Here is a 17,234-nt window from a genome sequence, read left to right as displayed (position 1 = left end):
GGCGCTATTTAACGCGCCTCGCGGCTGATCGACACGCTTTTCACCTGCGCATACAACCATTGACCGGGGCGGATCGCCAGCTCATCACGCGCCCACGGCGTAATGCGTGCCCACAACACGCTCTCCCCCACCGCCAGTTTCACCTCCACCTGTCCATCCACGTCCAGGCATTCGGTGACTTTGGCCGGCAGTACGTTGCGGATACTGCTGTTGACCGGTGGCTGCAGCACCAATGAAACGTCGGCGGCGTTGATTCGGATACGCAGTTGAGCACCCAAGGCGGCATCGACCCCGCTGACCCACAGGCGTTGGTCGCCCAACGCCAGAGCCGTCATGGCGTAGCGCGCATGATGTTCAATCACGCTGACGCGCAGCACGCTGCTTTGATCTTCACGCTGCAACCATGGCCGCAATGCGCTGCTGGCCCATACTTCTTCCAGCCCGCCAAATGCCCTGACCTGACCGTTATCCAGCACCATCACCTGCTCTGCCAGTCGCAGAATCTCATCCATGCTGTGGCTGACGTAAAGGATCGGCGTATTGACGTCCTGCGCCAACCGCTCCAGATACGGCAGCAGTTCGCGTTTGCGCGGCAGGTCCAGCGACGCCAGAGGCTCATCCATTAACAGCAACTCCGGCGCGGTCAATAAAGCACGGCCAATCGCCACCCGCTGTTTTTCGCCGCCGGACAGCGTCAACGGCAGGCGGTTGAGCAAGGGCCCGATGCCCAGCAGTTCAACAATGTTGTCGAACTGCGCGCGCATGCTGGTCGCCATACCGTATTGCAGGTTGCCGCGTACCCGATAATGCGGGAACAGGCGCGCGTCCTGAAACACATAGCCAATCCGCCGCTTCTCCGGTGGCAGGCACAGGCCGCTGGCGGTATCCACCAGCGTACGGCCATTCAGCACAATACGGCCTTGCTGCAGGCGCGTCAGGCCGCCAATGGCATTGATTAAGGACGTTTTACCCGCGCCGGACAGGCCAAAAATCGCGGTTATGCCCTGAGCGGGCAGATCGGCGCGCACGTTAAGGTTTAAATCCCCAAGGCGTTGGGAGAAATCCAGCTCCAGCATTATACGCCCATCCGTTTACGGCCCCAGCGGGCCAGCCACTCGGACACCATCAGTGAAACCAACGACAGCACTATGGCTATCACGCACAGGCGCGCGGCAGCGGCTTCAGCCCCCGGCGTTTCAATCAGGGTATACATCGCCAGCGGTATGGTGCGCGTCTCGCCGGGAATGTTGGAAACAAAGGTAATGGTGGCGCCGAACTCGCCCAGAGAACGGGCAAAGGCCAATACCACACCGACAATCACGCCGGGCAGCGACAGCGGCAGCGTGATGGTGAAAAACACCCGCCACGGGTTGGCGCCCAGGGTGCGGGCTGCCTGCTCGAGCCGGGTATCCACCGCCTCCAGCGCCAACCGTATGGCTCGCACCATCAGCGGAAACGCCACCACGGCGGAAGCCAGCGCCGCACCGCGCCAGCTAAAGCTGAAACTGAAGCCAAACCAGTCATACAGCCATTCGCCAATCACGCCGCGCCGCCCCATGGCGATCAGCAATAAATAGCCGACCACCACCGGCGGCAGTACCAGCGGCAGGTGAATAATACTGTCCAGCAGCGATTTACCCGGGAAACGGCAGCGTACCAGCACCCAGGCCATCAGAATGCCAAAGGGTAAACTGCACACCACCGCCAGGGCGGACACTTTCAGGCTCAGTTCAACGGCCTGCCACTCGTACTCACTCAGGATCATTTACGCGGGGAGAATCCATAATGTTTGAAAATAGCAGCCGCTTCCGGGCTCTTCAGGTAACTGTAGAACGCGCTGACGGCCGGAGTTTGATGCCCTTTAACTATCGCCATCGGGTATTCCACCGGTTTGTGGCTGTCTTCCGGGAAGATGGCCACCACGCTGACTTTATCACTGGCTACCGCGTCTGAGCCATAAACAATGCCCAACGGCGCTTCGCCGCGTTCTACCAGTGCCATGGCGCTGCGTACGTTGTTGGCCCGTGCCAGCTTAGGCTCCAGCGCGGTCCAGGCACCGAGATTCTGCAGCGCTTCCTTGGCATAAATGCCGGCAGGCACGTGGTCCGGATCGCCCACCGACAGGCGGCCGCCATTGAGCAGTTTTGCCCAGTCGGTTTGCTTGTCGAGCGTGATTTTAGCCGGTTTGGCATCTTTTGCGGCGATCAGCACCAGTTCGTTCCCCAACAGGGTATAACGGGTGTCTTTAACCATTTGCTGCTTGTCGATGGCGTAATCCATCCACTGCTGATCGGCAGAGATAAACAGATCGGCCGGTGCGCCCTGCTCAATCTGGCGCGCCAACGTAGAAGAGGAGGCGAATGAGGAAACCACCTGCACATCCTTGCCCTTCTGGTATTGGGTCGCGATATCCTGCAGCGCGTTAGTCAGCGAGGCGGCCGCAAAAACGGTAATTTTATCCGCTGCCGATGCCTGCATGACCATACCGGATGCCAATACGATACCGCCGACCCACTTAGTCCATTGCTGTTTCATTGTTTTCTCCGCAAGTTAACGTGCATTATCACTCTTCGTTATATAAAAAATAATATAACGTCGCGCAGAAGCTTGTCATGCGGTTTATCGGCAGGGTGTGAGATATCTTGAGAAACACCTGCCGAACGACGCCGGCAGGCTTAAAAAGGGGAACGGGTAACGATCAGTGCTGGGTGCGGTTTTCTTTCGAACGGCCCACTTTGGAGAAAATGTTGAACACTTCCGCCAAACCGTAGATCAGGCCGAGGATGATGGCCATAACCACCGGAACCATGACCACAGCGAACAGCAAACTTTTCAATAAATCCAACATGGTAGCCTCACTTAACTGCCCATTGAGCGGTAATGAACACCGCCACGTAAATTCCAGTTTAAACCAAAAAACCGACTAAAACGGGGTTATTTTAAAGACTGTGCAGAATTTGTAACCGGCCAAACGTGCCATTTGTGCTCCGGTGCCGCCTTTCGGCTTGCGGTGGACGTTACTGAACGGGGTAATAGATCAGCGGCGCGGCGTAATCGCTAATCGCAACCAGCCGAGCCTCTACGCCATAAACCTTGTCTATCGTCTCCGATGTCAGCACCTGCTGCGGGGGGCCGAAGGCGTGCAAACCTCCCTGCTTTAACAACATCAGCCGGTCACAGTAGCAGGCCGCCAAATTCAGGTCGTGCAGCGAAACCACTACGCTGATGCCCAGCCGCCGCAATAACGCCATAAACTGCTGCTGATGGGCAATATCAAGATGGTTGGCAGGCTCATCCAATAACAGCCATGGCGTTTGTTGCGCCAGCGCGCGTGCCAGATGAACACGTTGCTGTTCCCCGCCGGACAGCTGTTGCCATTCACGATCGGCCAGGTGCGAAATACCGACCTGCTCCATCGCCTGCCCGGCAATGCGATAATCTTCCGCGCTGAACCCTGCCCAGCGACTGGCGTAAACCAGACGCCCGAGCAACACCACGTCTTTCACCACAATGGCAAACGCACCGGGCCCGGACTGTTCGAGGAAAGTCATGCATTTGGCTCGTTCGCGCCCTTTCATTGAGGCAATATCGGTTTGCTGCAAATACACCCGGCCACGGCTGGGGGAAATCAATCCCGCCAGCAACTTGAGCAGCGTAGATTTTCCGCTGCCGTTGACGCCGAGCACGCCGGTAATTTCACCGGGCCGGGCGTGAAAACTGAGGTTATTCAACACCACTCTTTCTGCCGTTGACCACCCCAACCCTTCGGCACGCAGCCCCGTTAACCGGCTTTCATTGTTCATGCGTTTATTTTCCGATACAGCAAGGCGAGAAATACCGGGACACCCAACAACGCGGTCAAGACGCCCACCGGCAGTTCGCGCGGTTCAAACAAGGTTCTGGCCAGGGTGTCCGCCGCGACGGCAAACAAAGCGCCGCACAGCGCGCTGGCCGGCAACAGCAATCGGTGACGCGGCCCGACCAACAGTCTGGCGACGTGCGGCACCGTCAGCCCAATAAACCCCACCGCGCCGCTGAAGGCGACGATAACGGCCGTCAGCGCCATGGTAATGCCGTACAGCAGCAGTTTCAGCGGCGCCACCGCCACGCCCAACGACGCCGCGGTCAGGCCGCCGAACGCCAATGCGTCCAGCTCGCCCGCTTTCATCCAGCAAATCGCCAGTGCCGCCGCCAGCAGCAGAGCGCAAAGCCCCACCTGCGGCCAGCGAGCGTCACTGAAGGATCCCAGTAGCCAGAACATCACACCACGCGTGGCGTTAGCGTCCGCTTGCCACAGGGTAATCAGCGAGGTCAGTGCCGAAAGCAGTTGCGTGACCGCGACCCCCGCCAAAATAAACAGCGATGACTCGGCGTTCAGGGAACGCCCGGCGAGCAGTAAAACCAGGGCAAAGGCCCCGGCCGCACCGATAAATGCCCCGCCAGACACCGACAGCAGACCGCCGCCGAGCCCCAACACCAGCACCAGAACGGCGCCCACGCCCGCCCCGGAAGAGATCCCCAACACCCAGGGATCGGCCAATGGGTTGCGCGTCAGCGATTGCAGGACGGTGCCGGCCAACGCCAGACCGGCCCCCGCCACCGCGGCCAACAGCGCCCTGGGCAGTCTCAATGACCAGATTATCCGTTGATAAATCTCGCTACCGTCGTCGGCGTTAACGCCAGGGGCAGACAAAATACGCCACGCGTCATGCAGCGATATTGGCGCCGGTCCGTACAACGAGGCACCGAGCAAAAATAGCGGCAACGCCAGCGCCAGCATGCACAACCAGCCACCTGAACGCCTCGCCCCCCGGCGTACCGTTACGTTCATACTATTTCCAGCCTGCAATCACGTAGTCATCCAGCAGTTGCCAGACCGGCCCGACCTCGGTAAACCCCGCCTGCGTCAGGCTGGCAAGTTGGAAGTCCAATGCCGTCGCCGGAGGGACAGGACGCCCGGCGAACAGGTTTTCCCGCTGTTGCCGATATTGCGCCAGCTCCGGCAGTTGCTGCACCTTGTCAAACCACCGATCCCAGTCTTCGACGCCGTTTCGCCAGGCCCGTTGTTGCGTCTGGTTATCGTGCAGTTCAGCCAACGTTTTAACGCGTGGCTGCCGATGGTCGTAACGCTGGTGGTCAGCATTCAGAAATACGCCCCCCGTGGGTAGCAGTTCGGCGATGTTTCGATACAGCACCGTCAGCTGTTCCGGCATTAGCCAGTGCAGCGCCGTGCTGGAAACCGCCGCGTCAGGCGTTGCCCCTTCAAGCGATGAGAAACACTCAGGATCGGCGAGATCGGCCTGAATGATGCGGATCCTGTCGCCATAGTCCGCCAGGGCGCCGCGGGCGATGGCCAACAGTAACGGATCGAGATCCATCGCCGTTACTTTGGCCTGCGGGAAACGTTGAAGGATGCGCAGGCTTAGCGATCCCGGCCCACAGGCCAAATCGAGCACGTGAAAATCCTCGCCGACCGAAAGCGCTAACACGTCGAGTTGGGCATTGAAACGCGCTTCTCGTTCGGCGATATAAGCGCCCTGCTGTTGATCCCACGAGGTCAGCAGTGAGGAGAATGAAAGAGAGGACATATCAGGGTTCCTTTTTGGGAATGGGTGATCCTAAGGCCTGTTGCTGCAGGCCCTGAATTAAACGTTGCAAAGCCGCCAGGGTACGTACCGAGGGATCCAGATCGTAGCCGGGCAAAATGACATAGCGTTTTTGGCGCACGGCGCGCAGGCTTGAGGTAAGAGGGTGATGCTCCAGAAAATGGATCTTGTCTTTGGCACTGTCGCCGAGGCCGCCACGGGGCAAATCGCCCAGCACAATCACGTCGGGATCGCGGGCGGCAATGGTTTCCCAGGATACGGTGGGCCAAAGCTCGCGCAGGTCGCCAAACAGATTTTGACTGCCAATCTGACGGGTCAGCAGTGCCGGTGCCCCGCAGCATCCCGCCACATAAGGGGTTTGCGTACCGGCATACCACCAAAATAGCCGCTGTTGGGGCAAGGACGCCGCCTGTCGCTCCAGTTCCCGCAGTTGTGACTGCTGCTTTTTAATTAAGCGTTCAGCCACGCCGGTGACGTTAAAAATTCGGGCAATATCACGCAGTTCGGCAAAAATACCCTCGAAGCTCGCCGAGCGGCTTACGGTACTTTGTTGGCCACTGCAGACGTCAGGCGAGAGATAGGTGGCTATTTTCCACTCCGTCAGCCGATCGCGACTGGGCGTTTCCGGACTGTTAAACCAGTAGTAACTGGCCGAATAGACAAAATCCGGATTGAGCAACAGCAAAGGTTCCGCCGCAGGCGGCGCGGCAGCCGACAGTTTGCTCAGTGCTTTGCCCCATTTCGCCGCAGACGGGGCCGTATCCTGCGCGTAGTCATAACCGATGATGCCGACGATGCGTTGTGCCAACCCCAGCGCCAGCATGTTTTCCAACGCGGGATTGGCGTAAACCAGCACGCGCTCAGGCACCGCCGGGTAACGGTACGGCTGGCCGCAGTTGTTGAGGGTGACGGCGCCGGTCTGTGCCAGCGCGTTAAACGACAGGCCCAGCGCCACCAGCAGGCAGATTATCGGCTGCATAGCGGGATCAGAACCTCACCGAAATAAAGCTTTCGTAAGTGCGCGATGGCGCAATCAGCACCTGATCCGGGTATGTACGTTGATAGGCATACAACTGGTTAGTGACGTTTCTGATACGCACGCCCACACCCACGGACCGGGTGATCTGATAGTCCGTGGCCAGATCGAGCGTGGTATAGGACGGCATTTTACGCTGGTTGGCGTCGTCGTTATAACTGCTGCCCACGTAGCGTAGCGATGAGGTGAGCCCCCACTGCTCCGTCGGCATATAACGTGCCGTGAGGTTGGCGGTCCAGTCAGGGATGTAGGCCGGGCGATTGCCGTTATAGCTGCGCAACGGGCTGCCGCCACGGTATTCATCGTAACGGGCATGGGTGTAGGCCGCATTGGCAGCCAGCTCCAACCGATCGGTAGGACGCAGCATCAGGTTGACTTCCACACCGCGCGAAGTCTGCCGACCGACCGCATTTAGCGTATCCGGCTGCTGCGCATTGGGCACGAACAGGTTGTCCTTGCGCAGCTCGTACAGTGCCAGCGTGGCCTCACCCTTGTTATCCCAAAACTGCCCCTTGGCACCGACTTCCCATTGGCGTACCCGGGTCAGCGGCAGGCTGGTTTGCGCCGGGCTTAAAAAGAACAGATCGTTGCCAGGCTCCTGGCCGGTAGTGTAGTTGGCGTAAATATTGAGGTTGTCGGTCAACGCATAGCTGGGGCCAAGGCTCCAGACGCTGAAGGCGTAGGTTTGCGAGGAGCGCTCTTCTTGCGGCCCCTGAAAATGCCAATCCATCTCCATATGGTTGTAGCGTAACTGCCCCAGCAGGGTTAAACGCTCCGTCAGGCTGAAGCGGTCTTCCAAAAAGGCGGCGTACTGGTTTTGCGTAACGCGACGAACCGGAGAACGTTGGCTATCGGTGCCCTGAGAAAAACTTTCTCTGATCGGTGCCTGCAGCGGAACCTCTTCGGAACCGGGGAAGCCGTTGGAGTAATACTGAAAGCGGCGTTTACTCAGGTCAATGCCGACAATAAACCGGTTATCGAAGCCGCCCAGCGGCCGGTCGAACACCAGGGAACTGCGGTTGCCGATCAGGTCATCATCGTGGGCCAGCGCCCCGAACGAATCGCGATTGACATAGCCGGGCTGGGTGGCCGCCGAGACGCGAAAGCGTTCCACATTGCGCCATTCGCGAAAACCGCTGTAGTAGTAAAACTGATTATGCAGCTCAATTTCGGGCGTGGTGAACCAGTCCAGGCTGGCCTGAAACGACGTGGCATTGCTCTGGATACGGCTGTCGGTCAGGTTGTTGTAGTTGATATCGCGCAGCTCGCGAGCCACCTTCCCTTCCACCAGCGGCGTGCCGTAGTAAGGGTTGTTGGTGCGGTTGAGCATGCGATCCAGGTTTAATGTCAGCAGGGCATTATCAGACAACTTAAACAGCAGTGCGCCGGATACCCGCTTCTGTTTATCACGCTCATATTGCACATTGGTGCCGCTGTCGCTGCCGCTGACGTCCAAACGGTAAGCCGCCACATCGTCCAGTAACGTGCCGCCCGCCCCCAGGTGCAGGCGCTGGCTGTTATAACTCGACAGGCCATAGTCGAGCTCGATGGGCTGGCGGCTGAAGGTAGGCTGGCGCGAAAGCAGATTGACGCTGCCACCGGCGGCGCTCAGGCCATTGAGCACCGATCCGGGGCCGCGCAACACTTCTACACTGCCATAATGAGAAGGATCCGCTAGCTGAAGGGTGCTGCCCGGCGTTTCGACGCCGTTATACAGCCAGGACACAGGCCTGAAACCGCGTAACGAAAAATTGTTGCTGAGCGTGGGTGAAGCCACGCCTGACATGCCTGTCGCGTGCTCGACAACGTCGGCGAGCGTTTTGTCACCCCGCTGCCCAATAGCTTGTGCGCTGATAACCTCAATACTGCGCGGCGTTTCTTTGCTGGTCAAGCCCAGACGCGATGCCGAACGGGCGACCACATCCAGCGAGCCATAGGTACTCTGGGGCTGGCTGGCTGCCTGCACGGTTAAGCTGTCTTCGCAACCTGATGACTTTTCGGTTTTGTCGCAATCGCTGGCGGCCTGCGCGACGTTCGGCAGGCTTAACAGCAAAGCGGTAATCAGGTAATAAGGTGATTTTTTGGGCGTGACGAAACCCAGGCGTGCAGCACTCATTTACAGCATCCCTTTGGTGAAATAAAAACCCGCCGTGACCGGCATCAATCATTATATTTTTTGTTATGTTATAACATTTCAATAATTGAAGGCCAGTTTTTATTGCTCTCACTCCCAGGCTGTTGCCGACGCACTTTTGGCGCTTTGCGACTAAATCGGCGACAATAAGGCTTTTGCAGCCGACAGGACGCGTTATGCAGGCCGAAATTCTTCTTACCCTAAAACTTCAGCAAAAACTGTTCGCCGATCCGCGCCGCATCGCGCTGCTGAAACAAGTCCGGCACACCGGATCCATCAGCCAGGGCGCCAAGCTGGCGGGCATCAGCTATAAAAGTGCCTGGGACGCGATTAACGAAATGAATCAGTTGGCGGAGCAGACGGTGGTGGAACGTGCCACCGGCGGCAAAGGTGGTGGCGGGGCCCAGGTGACTCGCTACGGGGAGCGGTTGATTCAGCTTTACGATCTGCTGGGGCAGATCCAGCAAAAAGCCTTCGACGTATTGCAACAGGATGAGCTGCCGCTCGACAGCCTGCTGGCGGCAATCTCGCGTTTCTCACTGCAAACCAGCGCCCGCAACCAGTTCTTTGGCACCGTGATCGAACGCGATCACCAGCAGGTGCAGCAGCATCTGGATATTCTCCTTAACGACGGTAAAACGCGTCTTAGCGCGGCCATTACTCAACAGAGCGCCGATCGGCTGCAGCTCTCGCCCGGCAAGGAAGTGCTGGCGCTGATTAAAGCCCCCTGGGTAAAACTGAATACCGATCCGGCCCTGGTCGGCGCTGCGGACAACGCATTGGCGGGCGTGGTCGCCAGCATTCAACCGGGCACCGATCACAGCGAAGTGCTGGTCACGCTGACGGGCGGCGAAACCCTGTGCGCCACCGTAAGCAATGCCGAACTGCAGCAGCTTAAACTGCGCCCCGCCAGCCCGGTGCACGCCTTGTTTAACGCCGATCGGGTGATTGTCGCCACGTTGTGCTAAACGCAACGTGACGTTGCATTTTTGCCGATTGACATCGCTCCGCAATGCGCCTATTTCTAAACAAAATAATTGCATAAAAAGGAACAAGTGATGTCGTCGTTGCACATTTCGCAAGGTTCATTTCGCTTAAGCGATACCCGTACCCTGACGCTGGAGGCCCTGGACATACAGGCCGGCGACAGCTGGGCCTTTGTCGGCGCCAACGGCAGCGGCAAATCCGCGCTGGCACGCGCGCTGGCGGATGAACTGGTGCTGCTTAGCGGCGAGCGCCGCAGCGATTTCAGCCATGCGGTACGCATCTCTTTCGAACAGTTGCAAAAGCTGGTCAGCGACGAATGGCAACGTAACAATACCGACCTGCTCAGCCCCGGCGAGGAAGATACCGGACGCACCGCGGAGGAAATTATTCAGGAAGAGGTCAAAGACCCCGTACGCTGCGCGCAACTGGCCGAACAGTTCGGCATTACCCCGCTGTTGTCACGTCGCTTTAAATACCTTTCTACCGGCGAAACGCGCAAAACCCTGCTGTGCAGGGCGCTGATGCCGCAGCCCGATTTACTGATCCTGGATGAGCCTTTCGATGGGCTGGACGTGAATTCGCGCGCTCAGTTGGCTGCGCTGTTAAATGACCTCTCCGGGCATGGCTATACCCTGGTGCTGGTGCTCAATCGCTTTGACGAAGTGCCGGACTTTATCCGTAACGTGGGCGTGCTGGCCGATTGCACCCTGGCAAGCCAGGGGACGCGCCGGCAGGTGATGGCGGAAGCATTAGTGGCGCAACTGGCGCACAGCGAGAATCTGGATGGCCTGGCACTGCCGGAAACCGAAGATCCGGCGCAGAAAACCACGCTGCCGGCGGATCAACCGTTAATTATCCTGCGCGACGGGAGGGTCAGCTACAACGATCGAGCCATTCTCAATCACCTCGACTGGCAGGTTAATCCCGGCGAACACTGGCAGATCGTCGGCCCGAACGGGGCCGGTAAATCGACGCTGCTCAGCCTGATCACCGGCGATCATCCTCAGGGGTACAGCAACGATCTTACCCTGTTCGGCCGCCGCCGCGGCAGCGGGGAAACCATCTGGGATATCAAACGCCATATCGGCTACGTCAGCAGCAGCCTGCATCTGGATTACCGCGTCAGCAGCAGCGTGCGCAACGTGATCCTGTCCGGCTTCTTCGATTCGATCGGCATTTACCAGGCGGTATCCGATCGCCAACGGCAATTGGCCGACCAGTGGCTGGCGCTGCTGGGGCTGGGCGGTACAAACGGCGAAGCCCCCTTCCACAGCCTTTCCTGGGGCCAGCAACGGTTAGCGCTGATCGCCCGCGCCCTGGTCAAGCATCCGGCGCTGTTGATCCTCGACGAGCCGCTGCAGGGGCTGGATCCGCTCAATCGTCAGTTGGTGCGTCGCTTTGTCGACGTGTTGATCGGCCAAGGGGCAACCCAACTGCTGTTTGTCTCCCACCATGCGGAAGACGCGCCGCAAAGTATTACTCACCGCCTGAGCTTTGTCCCTGACGGCGACGGTTACCGTTATCAGTTGGATAGGCTGCTCTGAAATCCTCGAGACCCCGCGCGGATGGGTAGCCCCGCTACTCATCCGATGACATATCCGGCAACACTTCCTCTGTAACACATCACATTTGGCCTTTTATCATAAAGGGTAAAGGATCCGCTTCTGGAGACACCATGTCCGCCGCACTGATTATTATCGATCTTATCGACGATCTGATTGGCCCCAAAGGGCGTGCAAATCATTGCCGTGAACAGGTGTTGGCGCAAAACCTGATTGCCAACACCAACGCCGCCGCGGCTTACGCCCGGGTACGTAAAATTCCGGTGATTTGGGTGCGCGTCGGTTTTGCCGACGATTACCACGACATTCCCGCTCACTCTCCGCTGTTTAGCCACCTGAAACAGATTGGGGCACTGCGCCTGAGCAGCCCCGGTTGCCAATGGGATAAGGATTTGCAGGTGCTGCCAACGGATATTCAGTTCGAAAAGAACGGCGTTGGCGCCTTTGCCGGTAACAATTTGTTAGCCTGGCTGCAGCAGCATCGCTGCCACCATTTGTTGCTGGGCGGGGTCAGTACCCCGCTGGCGATCGAAAGCACCGCAAGACAGGCGCACGACGCCGGTTTTCAGGTGACCGTCTTGCAGGACTTATGCGCCGCTCCGACGCAGGAAATCCACCAGCAGAGTCTGGATATCCTGCAGAACCTGGCAGAAATCACCCGCTCGCAGGCCTGGATGAAGGGTTAACCGCACGATTTTACCCACTGCACCGACCTTTACCGTCATTTCGCTGTGCTACTATCCGGGATAGTGCCCAACTCACCGATCATTCGCACACCGATAAAGCAATGATTGCCTTCGGTAATGGGTACCGTGTGCATATTTTAAAGGGACATTGTTATGTGGGGCGTACTGGCTTCTTCGTTATTCTTTTTGCCATTTAACCGGCTTATTGCCTGGTTGATTTTGGCCGCATCGGCGGGGATGGGCATGTACCACGCGGTACTCACCCCGCTCAGCCTGACGTGCTTACTAGGTATTGCCGCTCTCGCGGGGCTGCGACACCATTTTCGGGCACAGCGTAATCTGGCTGTGCCACTTGAAGCGTTGGTGGTTTTAAGCTGTGTGGCGCTATTCCTGCACCTGGTGCCGGGGATCAATAACCAATTGATGATCGACGGCGATAAAGCAGGCCCGTTAAGCGCCCCTTTCACCATGTATTACAACTTTGACAAGGCTATAGTGCCCTTCCTGTTGTTTGCCTGTTTGCCGACGTTATTTAAACTCGACAAGCCGGATAAAAGCGTAGGCACCTCTGCCTGGACGGCGCTGATTATCAGCGTTCCGGCCTTGCTGTTGCTGGCGGTGGCGCTCGGCGGCCTTAAAATAGAGCTGCATACCCCAGCCTGGATCCTGCCGTTTATCATGGCCAACCTGTTCTTTGTCTGCATGGCTGAAGAAGCGCTGTTCCGTGGTTATCTGCAGCAACGGCTTAGCCAATGGTTGGGAGCCTGGCCGGCACTGATTATTGCCGCGCTGATTTTTGGCGCCGCGCATCTGGCCGGTGGCATGCTGATGGTCATTTTCGCCACGCTTGCCGGGTTGATTTACGGCCTGGCGTGGATGTGGAGTGGCCGCTTGTGGGTGCCGATATTATTCCACTTCGGGCTGAATCTGACCCATCTGCTGCTATTCACTTACCCGCTGTACCAGCATTCCTGATCGCCATGACCGGCAGGTGAACGCCTGCCGGTCATGGGTGTGAAAACGCTATCACTCGCTGCCTGACACCCACTTTCCCAGCTTTAGCCGTTCGACACTGCCAGCGGTTTCTCACTTGTATCACGTAGTGTAAACGATTCCATTTTTCGCTCTGGATCACCTTTTTCCCCTGTGGGACGTGCTATCTTTTTGCTCATAGTTATCCATTTGTATGAGTCAAGGGCAGGTTAGCGGCAGATGAAAGCGATTACACCGCGCCGCATCGCCCGAGAAAAAGGAACCGCCATGACGGATTTTAACCCCGTAGATCATCCCCATCGCCGCTACAACCCGCTGACCGGCCAATGGGTATTGGTCTCGCCGCACCGTGCCAAACGGCCGTGGCAAGGCCAGCAGGAGTCCACACAGCAAGAAACGTTGCCACAGCACGATCCCGACTGCTTCCTCTGTCCGGGCAACACCCGTGTTACCGGCGATAAAAACCCGAACTATCAGGACACCTACGTGTTCACCAACGACTTTGCCGCGCTGATGACGGACACCCCGCAGGCACCGGAAAGTCAGGATCCGTTGATGCGCTGCCAGAGTGCCCGTGGCACCAGCCGGGTGATTTGCTTCTCGCCCGATCACAGCAAAACCTTGCCGGAATTGCCGCTGCAAGCGCTGGAACGGGTGATTGCCACCTGGCAGGAGCAGACCGCCGATCTGGGGCGCAGCTATCCGTGGGTGCAGGTTTTTGAAAACAAGGGCGCCGCGATGGGGTGCTCTAATCCGCATCCGCATGGGCAGGTTTGGGCCAACAGCTTCTTGCCGAACGAAGTCGAGCATGAGGATCGTCTGCAGCGCGAGTATTTCCAACGGCACCACTCCGCGATGCTGTCGGATTACGTCCAGCGCGAACAGGCTGACGGCAGCCGTACGGTGGTGGAAACCGAGCACTGGCTGGCCGTGGTGCCCTACTGGGCGGCCTGGCCGTTTGAAACGCTGCTGTTGCCGAAGAGTTCGGTGCAGCGCATTACCGATCTCAGCGCCGAACAGAGCCGCGACCTGGCCGTGGCGCTGAAAAAACTGACCAGCCGTTACGACAATCTGTTCCAGTGCTCCTTCCCCTATTCCATGGGTTGGCACGGGGCTCCGTTTAACGACGCGGATAACCGCCACTGGCAACTACACGCCCACTTCTATCCACCGCTGCTGCGTTCCGCCACGGTGCGTAAATTTATGGTGGGTTACGAGATGCTGGCAGAAACCCAGCGCGATTTGACTGCAGAACAGGCCGCAGAGCGCCTGCGCGCCGTCAGCGATGTTCATTACCGTGAAGCCGGAGCCCAACAATGAGTTTAAAGAACCTTACCCACGCCCTTTTTACCGAACGTTTTGGCTACGCGCCCGCGCTGACTATCCAGGCCCCGGGCCGGGTGAACCTGATCGGCGAGCATACCGACTATAACGACGGTTTTGTGCTGCCGTGCGCCATCGATTACCAGACGGTGATCGCCTGCGCCAAACGCGACGATCGTCAGATCCGGGTGATCGCCGCCGATTACGACGCCCAGCAGGATCTCTTTTCGCTCGACGATCCGATCGTCAGCCATCCTAGCCAACGCTGGTCAGACTATGTACGCGGCGTGATCAAGCACCTGCAGCAGCGCAACAGCGATTTTGGCGGTGCAGATCTGGTGATTGCCGGCAACGTGCCGCAGGGGGCCGGCCTCAGTTCTTCCGCCTCTTTGGAGGTCGCCGTTGGCCAGGCCATGCAGGCGCTGTATGCCCTGCCGCTGGATGGCGTAGCGCTGGCCCTCAATGGTCAAGAAGCGGAGAACCAGTTTGTCGGCTGTAACTGCGGGATTATGGATCAACTGATTTCCGCGCTCGGCGAACGGGATCATGCTTTGCTGATCGACTGCCGAACGCTGGAAACCCGCGCGGTATCGGTGCCGGAAGATGTCGCGGTGGTGATCATCAATTCCAATGTGAAACGCGGTTTGGTAGACAGCGAATACAACACCCGCCGCAAGCAGTGTGAGGAAGCCGCGCGCTTCTTCGGTGTCAAAGCGCTGCGCGATGTCAGCCCGGATCTGTTTTTTCCGATCCAGAATGAGCTGGATCCGATCGTCGCCAAACGAGCGCGTCATGTGATCAGCGAAAACGATCGTACATTGGCTGCTGCCGATGCGCTGGCCGCCGGTGATATGAAGCTGATGGGCAAACTGATGGCGGAGTCACACGCCTCGATGCGCGATGATTTTGAAATTACCGTGCCGCCGATCGACCGGCTGGTGGAGATTGTCAAAGCCGTTATCGGCGACCGCGGCGGCGTACGCATGACCGGCGGCGGTTTTGGCGGCTGTATCGTGGCGCTGATGCCACAGGCGCTGGTCGAGCCGGTTCGTGAGGCAGTAGCACGCGAATACCCGCTGCAAACCCAGGGGCTGAAAGAAACCTTTTACGTCTGTAAGGCGTCAGAGGGGGCCGGCAGATGCTGAGCGACAGCCAAACGTTGGCCCCTGACGGCCAGCCCTACCAATTGACGCAGCTGAAAAACGCCGGCGGAATGACGGTAACGCTGATGGATTGGGGCGCTACCTGGCTCTCAGCGGTATTGCCGCTGAAATCGGGCAAAACGCGCGAGTTGCTGCTGGGCTGTCGCACCCCAGCAGACTACCTGAATCAGGCTGCCTACCTTGGCGCTACCGTCGGGCGCTATGCCAACCGCATCGCGCACGCCAGCCTGCAGATTGATGGCAAACCGCATCCGCTGGTCGCCAATCAGGGGGAACACCAACTGCACGGTGGGCCGGAGGGCTTTAATGCCCGCCGCTGGCGCATTACCCAGCAGGATCAGCAGCAGGTGAGCTACGCCTTGCATTCGCCAGAGGGTGACCAGGGTTTTCCCGGCAATCTTGACGTTCAGGTCAACTATCGACTCACTGCCGACAATCGACTGGAAATCAGCTATCAGGCGCGGACCGACCGCGCCTGCCCGGTCAATTTAACCAACCACGCCTACTTCAACCTCGACGGCGCCGGAACCGATGCCCGCCATCAGCGGCTGCAGCTGTTTGCCGACCGCTATCTGCCGGTCGACAGCGAAGGGATCCCCTATGCCGATCTTACCCCGGTGGCAGACAGCGGCATGGACTTCCGCCAGCCAAAAACGCTGCTGCAGGATTTTTTGAGCGATCGCTGTCAACAGCGAGTAAAAGGCTACGATCATGCCTTTTTGCTGCATCGCACCTGTGGCGCATTGGACTGCCCGGCGGCCCATCTTTGGTCGGCTGATGGCCAGGTTCAAATGAGCGTCTTCACCAGTGCGCCGGCGTTGCAGCTCTACAGCGGCAACTATCTGAGCGGAACCCCGGCACGCGAAGGCGGCAGCTACGCCAATTACGCCGGCGTGGCGCTGGAAAGCGAGTTTTTGCCGGACAGCCCGAACCACCCGGAATGGCCGCAGCCCGACTGTTGGCTACAGCCGGGGCAACAATACCTGAGCGCCACCCATTATCAGTTTTATCCTATCTGACCCGCTACGCCCCTTGCCACGCGGCGAGGGGCCGTTTGTTATAAATGCTTACCTTTTTACCCCACTGCCGCGCCGGGGGCTGCCTTTCCTTATTCCAAAGCGCGCACTAGAATCAGGCTACGGTGATAAGCACAACACCTTGTGCAACGTCACAATTTTCGGCCACCCCGGCCGGCCAATAGCTGAAGGAACACCTATGCGTCTGATTACTGCACTTCCATTACTGGCGGGTTTACTGCTGAGCACCAATCTGATGGCTGCCGAGACCGCAGCAAAAACGCCATCACCAGCACAGGCCGCGCAGCAGAAACGCATGACCGATTGTAATCAACAGGCCACCAGCAAAACGCTGAAAGGCGCGGATCGCTCTACCTTTATGAGCACCTGCCTGAAATCCGAAGGCACCGCTGCGACCAAAACGCTGACTCCGCAGCAGCAGAAAATGAAAACCTGTAACGCCGACGCCAAAACCAAAAGCCTGAAGGGCGACGAGCGCAAAACCTTTATGAGCAATTGCCTGAAAAAAGCGGCCTGATTACCCTTCCCCACGGCACGGCCGAATCTCCCTTCGCCGTGCCACACTCCCTGTACGCACCAGCCTGATCGATTCAGCTTTTCCTCAGAACAGCACTTACTTTGCGGCAAGAAATTGGCTATGGTTAAACACTATCGATTGCCGAGGCCCCGGCCGCGGCAATATAATGATTTTCGTTATCATTGAAATG

The 17,234-nt window shown here is 58.3% G+C and carries 17 protein-coding genes; 8 read left to right on the top strand and 9 right to left on the bottom strand.

Annotated features, from left to right (window positions below):
- Positions 1-8: 8 nt before the first annotated feature.
- From modC to LQ945_RS19795, 9 genes are all read right to left on the bottom strand, one after another.
- The gene (gene modC / locus LQ945_RS19835) at positions 9-1,076 is read right to left on the bottom strand and encodes a molybdenum ABC transporter ATP-binding protein ModC (RefSeq protein WP_020825710.1); all 1,068 of its coding nucleotides are present in this window, start codon (positions 1,074-1,076) and stop codon (positions 9-11) included.
- Positions 1,076-1,765, bottom strand: a complete 690-nt coding sequence (gene modB, locus LQ945_RS19830) for a molybdate ABC transporter permease subunit (protein WP_044548956.1) — start codon at positions 1,763-1,765, stop codon at positions 1,076-1,078. Before modB ends, modC begins: the two co-directional genes overlap by 1 nt.
- A complete protein-coding gene (gene modA, locus LQ945_RS19825) occupies positions 1,762-2,535 on the bottom strand; it encodes a molybdate ABC transporter substrate-binding protein (protein WP_020825708.1) in 774 nt (257 codons plus the stop codon). The genes modB and modA overlap by 4 nt, the downstream gene beginning before the upstream one ends.
- Positions 2,536-2,698: 163 nt before the next feature.
- Positions 2,699-2,848, bottom strand: a complete 150-nt coding sequence (locus LQ945_RS19820) for an AcrZ family multidrug efflux pump-associated protein (RefSeq protein ID WP_020825707.1) — start codon at positions 2,846-2,848, stop codon at positions 2,699-2,701.
- Between the two features lie 169 nt (positions 2,849-3,017).
- Positions 3,018-3,803 (bottom strand): ABC transporter ATP-binding protein, encoded by a 786-nt coding sequence (locus LQ945_RS19815; RefSeq protein ID WP_270101526.1) that lies wholly within the window; start codon positions 3,801-3,803, stop codon positions 3,018-3,020.
- Positions 3,800-4,831, bottom strand: a complete 1,032-nt coding sequence (locus LQ945_RS19810) for a FecCD family ABC transporter permease (protein WP_270101525.1) — start codon at positions 4,829-4,831, stop codon at positions 3,800-3,802. The genes LQ945_RS19815 and LQ945_RS19810 overlap by 4 nt, the downstream gene beginning before the upstream one ends.
- Before the next feature lies 1 nt (position 4,832).
- The gene (locus LQ945_RS19805) at positions 4,833-5,588 is read right to left on the bottom strand and encodes a class I SAM-dependent methyltransferase (protein WP_044548950.1); all 756 of its coding nucleotides are present in this window, start codon (positions 5,586-5,588) and stop codon (positions 4,833-4,835) included.
- Position 5,589: 1 nt separating this feature from the next.
- Complete coding sequence (locus LQ945_RS19800) at positions 5,590-6,585, bottom strand: ABC transporter substrate-binding protein (RefSeq protein WP_270101524.1); 996 nt, start codon at positions 6,583-6,585, stop codon at positions 5,590-5,592.
- A gap of 7 nt (positions 6,586-6,592) precedes the next feature.
- Complete coding sequence (locus LQ945_RS19795) at positions 6,593-8,758, bottom strand: TonB-dependent receptor (protein WP_270101523.1); 2,166 nt, start codon at positions 8,756-8,758, stop codon at positions 6,593-6,595.
- A 194-nt stretch (positions 8,759-8,952) separates the two neighbouring features.
- Between LQ945_RS19795 and modE the strand changes: the two genes are divergently transcribed.
- From modE to LQ945_RS19755, 8 genes are all read left to right on the top strand, one after another.
- Positions 8,953-9,744, top strand: a complete 792-nt coding sequence (modE, locus tag LQ945_RS19790) for a molybdenum-dependent transcriptional regulator (protein ID WP_270101522.1) — start codon at positions 8,953-8,955, stop codon at positions 9,742-9,744.
- A 90-nt stretch (positions 9,745-9,834) separates the two neighbouring features.
- On the top strand, positions 9,835-11,307 hold the full coding sequence (gene modF, locus LQ945_RS19785; RefSeq protein ID WP_270101521.1) for a molybdate ABC transporter ATP-binding protein ModF: 1,473 nt from the start codon (positions 9,835-9,837) through the stop codon (positions 11,305-11,307).
- A 131-nt stretch (positions 11,308-11,438) separates the two neighbouring features.
- Entirely contained in the window at positions 11,439-12,011 is a 573-nt protein-coding gene (locus tag LQ945_RS19780; RefSeq protein ID WP_044548942.1) for a cysteine hydrolase family protein, read from the top strand.
- A 153-nt stretch (positions 12,012-12,164) separates the two neighbouring features.
- Positions 12,165-12,986, top strand: a complete 822-nt coding sequence (locus tag LQ945_RS19775; RefSeq protein WP_044548940.1) for a CPBP family intramembrane glutamic endopeptidase — start codon at positions 12,165-12,167, stop codon at positions 12,984-12,986.
- 285 nt (positions 12,987-13,271) lie between these two features.
- A complete protein-coding gene (gene galT, locus LQ945_RS19770) occupies positions 13,272-14,324 on the top strand; it encodes a galactose-1-phosphate uridylyltransferase (protein ID WP_044548938.1) in 1,053 nt (350 codons plus the stop codon).
- Complete coding sequence (gene galK, locus LQ945_RS19765; protein WP_270101520.1) at positions 14,321-15,472, top strand: galactokinase; 1,152 nt, start codon at positions 14,321-14,323, stop codon at positions 15,470-15,472. The genes galT and galK overlap by 4 nt, the downstream gene beginning before the upstream one ends.
- The gene (gene galM, locus LQ945_RS19760; protein ID WP_270101519.1) at positions 15,466-16,509 is read left to right on the top strand and encodes a galactose-1-epimerase; all 1,044 of its coding nucleotides are present in this window, start codon (positions 15,466-15,468) and stop codon (positions 16,507-16,509) included. The genes galK and galM overlap by 7 nt, the downstream gene beginning before the upstream one ends.
- Before the next feature lie 196 nt (positions 16,510-16,705).
- Positions 16,706-17,044 (top strand): PsiF family protein, encoded by a 339-nt coding sequence (locus LQ945_RS19755; protein ID WP_020825694.1) that lies wholly within the window; start codon positions 16,706-16,708, stop codon positions 17,042-17,044.
- Positions 17,045-17,234: the final 190 nt, after the last annotated feature.

The sequence above is a fragment of the Serratia liquefaciens genome, assembly GCF_027594825.1.
Taxonomy (GTDB): domain Bacteria; phylum Pseudomonadota; class Gammaproteobacteria; order Enterobacterales; family Enterobacteriaceae; genus Serratia; species Serratia liquefaciens_A.
The sequence above is the reverse complement of the archived record's forward strand: the minus strand, read 5'-3'. Positions and strand labels throughout refer to the sequence as shown.

Bases quoted from the DNA above. Each gene is read 5' to 3' on its own strand.
- modC (WP_020825710.1), bottom strand. From the start codon at position 1,076: ATGCTGGAGCTGGATTTCTCCCAACGCCTTGGGGATTTAAACCTTAAC.
- modB (WP_044548956.1), bottom strand. From the start codon at position 1,765: ATGATCCTGAGTGAGTACGAGTGGCAGGCCGTTGAACTGAGCCTGAAA.
- modA (WP_020825708.1), bottom strand. From the start codon at position 2,535: ATGAAACAGCAATGGACTAAGTGGGTCGGCGGTATCGTATTGGCATCC.
- LQ945_RS19820 (WP_020825707.1), bottom strand. From the start codon at position 2,848: ATGTTGGATTTATTGAAAAGTTTGCTGTTCGCTGTGGTCATGGTTCCG.
- LQ945_RS19815 (WP_270101526.1), bottom strand. From the start codon at position 3,803: ATGAACAATGAAAGCCGGTTAACGGGGCTGCGTGCCGAAGGGTTGGGG.
- LQ945_RS19810 (WP_270101525.1), bottom strand. From the start codon at position 4,831: ATGAACGTAACGGTACGCCGGGGGGCGAGGCGTTCAGGTGGCTGGTTG.
- LQ945_RS19805 (WP_044548950.1), bottom strand. From the start codon at position 5,588: ATGTCCTCTCTTTCATTCTCCTCACTGCTGACCTCGTGGGATCAACAG.
- LQ945_RS19800 (WP_270101524.1), bottom strand. From the start codon at position 6,585: ATGCAGCCGATAATCTGCCTGCTGGTGGCGCTGGGCCTGTCGTTTAAC.
- LQ945_RS19795 (WP_270101523.1), bottom strand. From the start codon at position 8,758: ATGAGTGCTGCACGCCTGGGTTTCGTCACGCCCAAAAAATCACCTTAT.
- modE (WP_270101522.1), top strand. From the start codon at position 8,953: ATGCAGGCCGAAATTCTTCTTACCCTAAAACTTCAGCAAAAACTGTTC.
- modF (WP_270101521.1), top strand. From the start codon at position 9,835: ATGTCGTCGTTGCACATTTCGCAAGGTTCATTTCGCTTAAGCGATACC.
- LQ945_RS19780 (WP_044548942.1), top strand. From the start codon at position 11,439: ATGTCCGCCGCACTGATTATTATCGATCTTATCGACGATCTGATTGGC.
- LQ945_RS19775 (WP_044548940.1), top strand. From the start codon at position 12,165: ATGTGGGGCGTACTGGCTTCTTCGTTATTCTTTTTGCCATTTAACCGG.
- galT (WP_044548938.1), top strand. From the start codon at position 13,272: ATGACGGATTTTAACCCCGTAGATCATCCCCATCGCCGCTACAACCCG.
- galK (WP_270101520.1), top strand. From the start codon at position 14,321: ATGAGTTTAAAGAACCTTACCCACGCCCTTTTTACCGAACGTTTTGGC.
- galM (WP_270101519.1), top strand. From the start codon at position 15,466: ATGCTGAGCGACAGCCAAACGTTGGCCCCTGACGGCCAGCCCTACCAA.
- LQ945_RS19755 (WP_020825694.1), top strand. From the start codon at position 16,706: ATGCGTCTGATTACTGCACTTCCATTACTGGCGGGTTTACTGCTGAGC.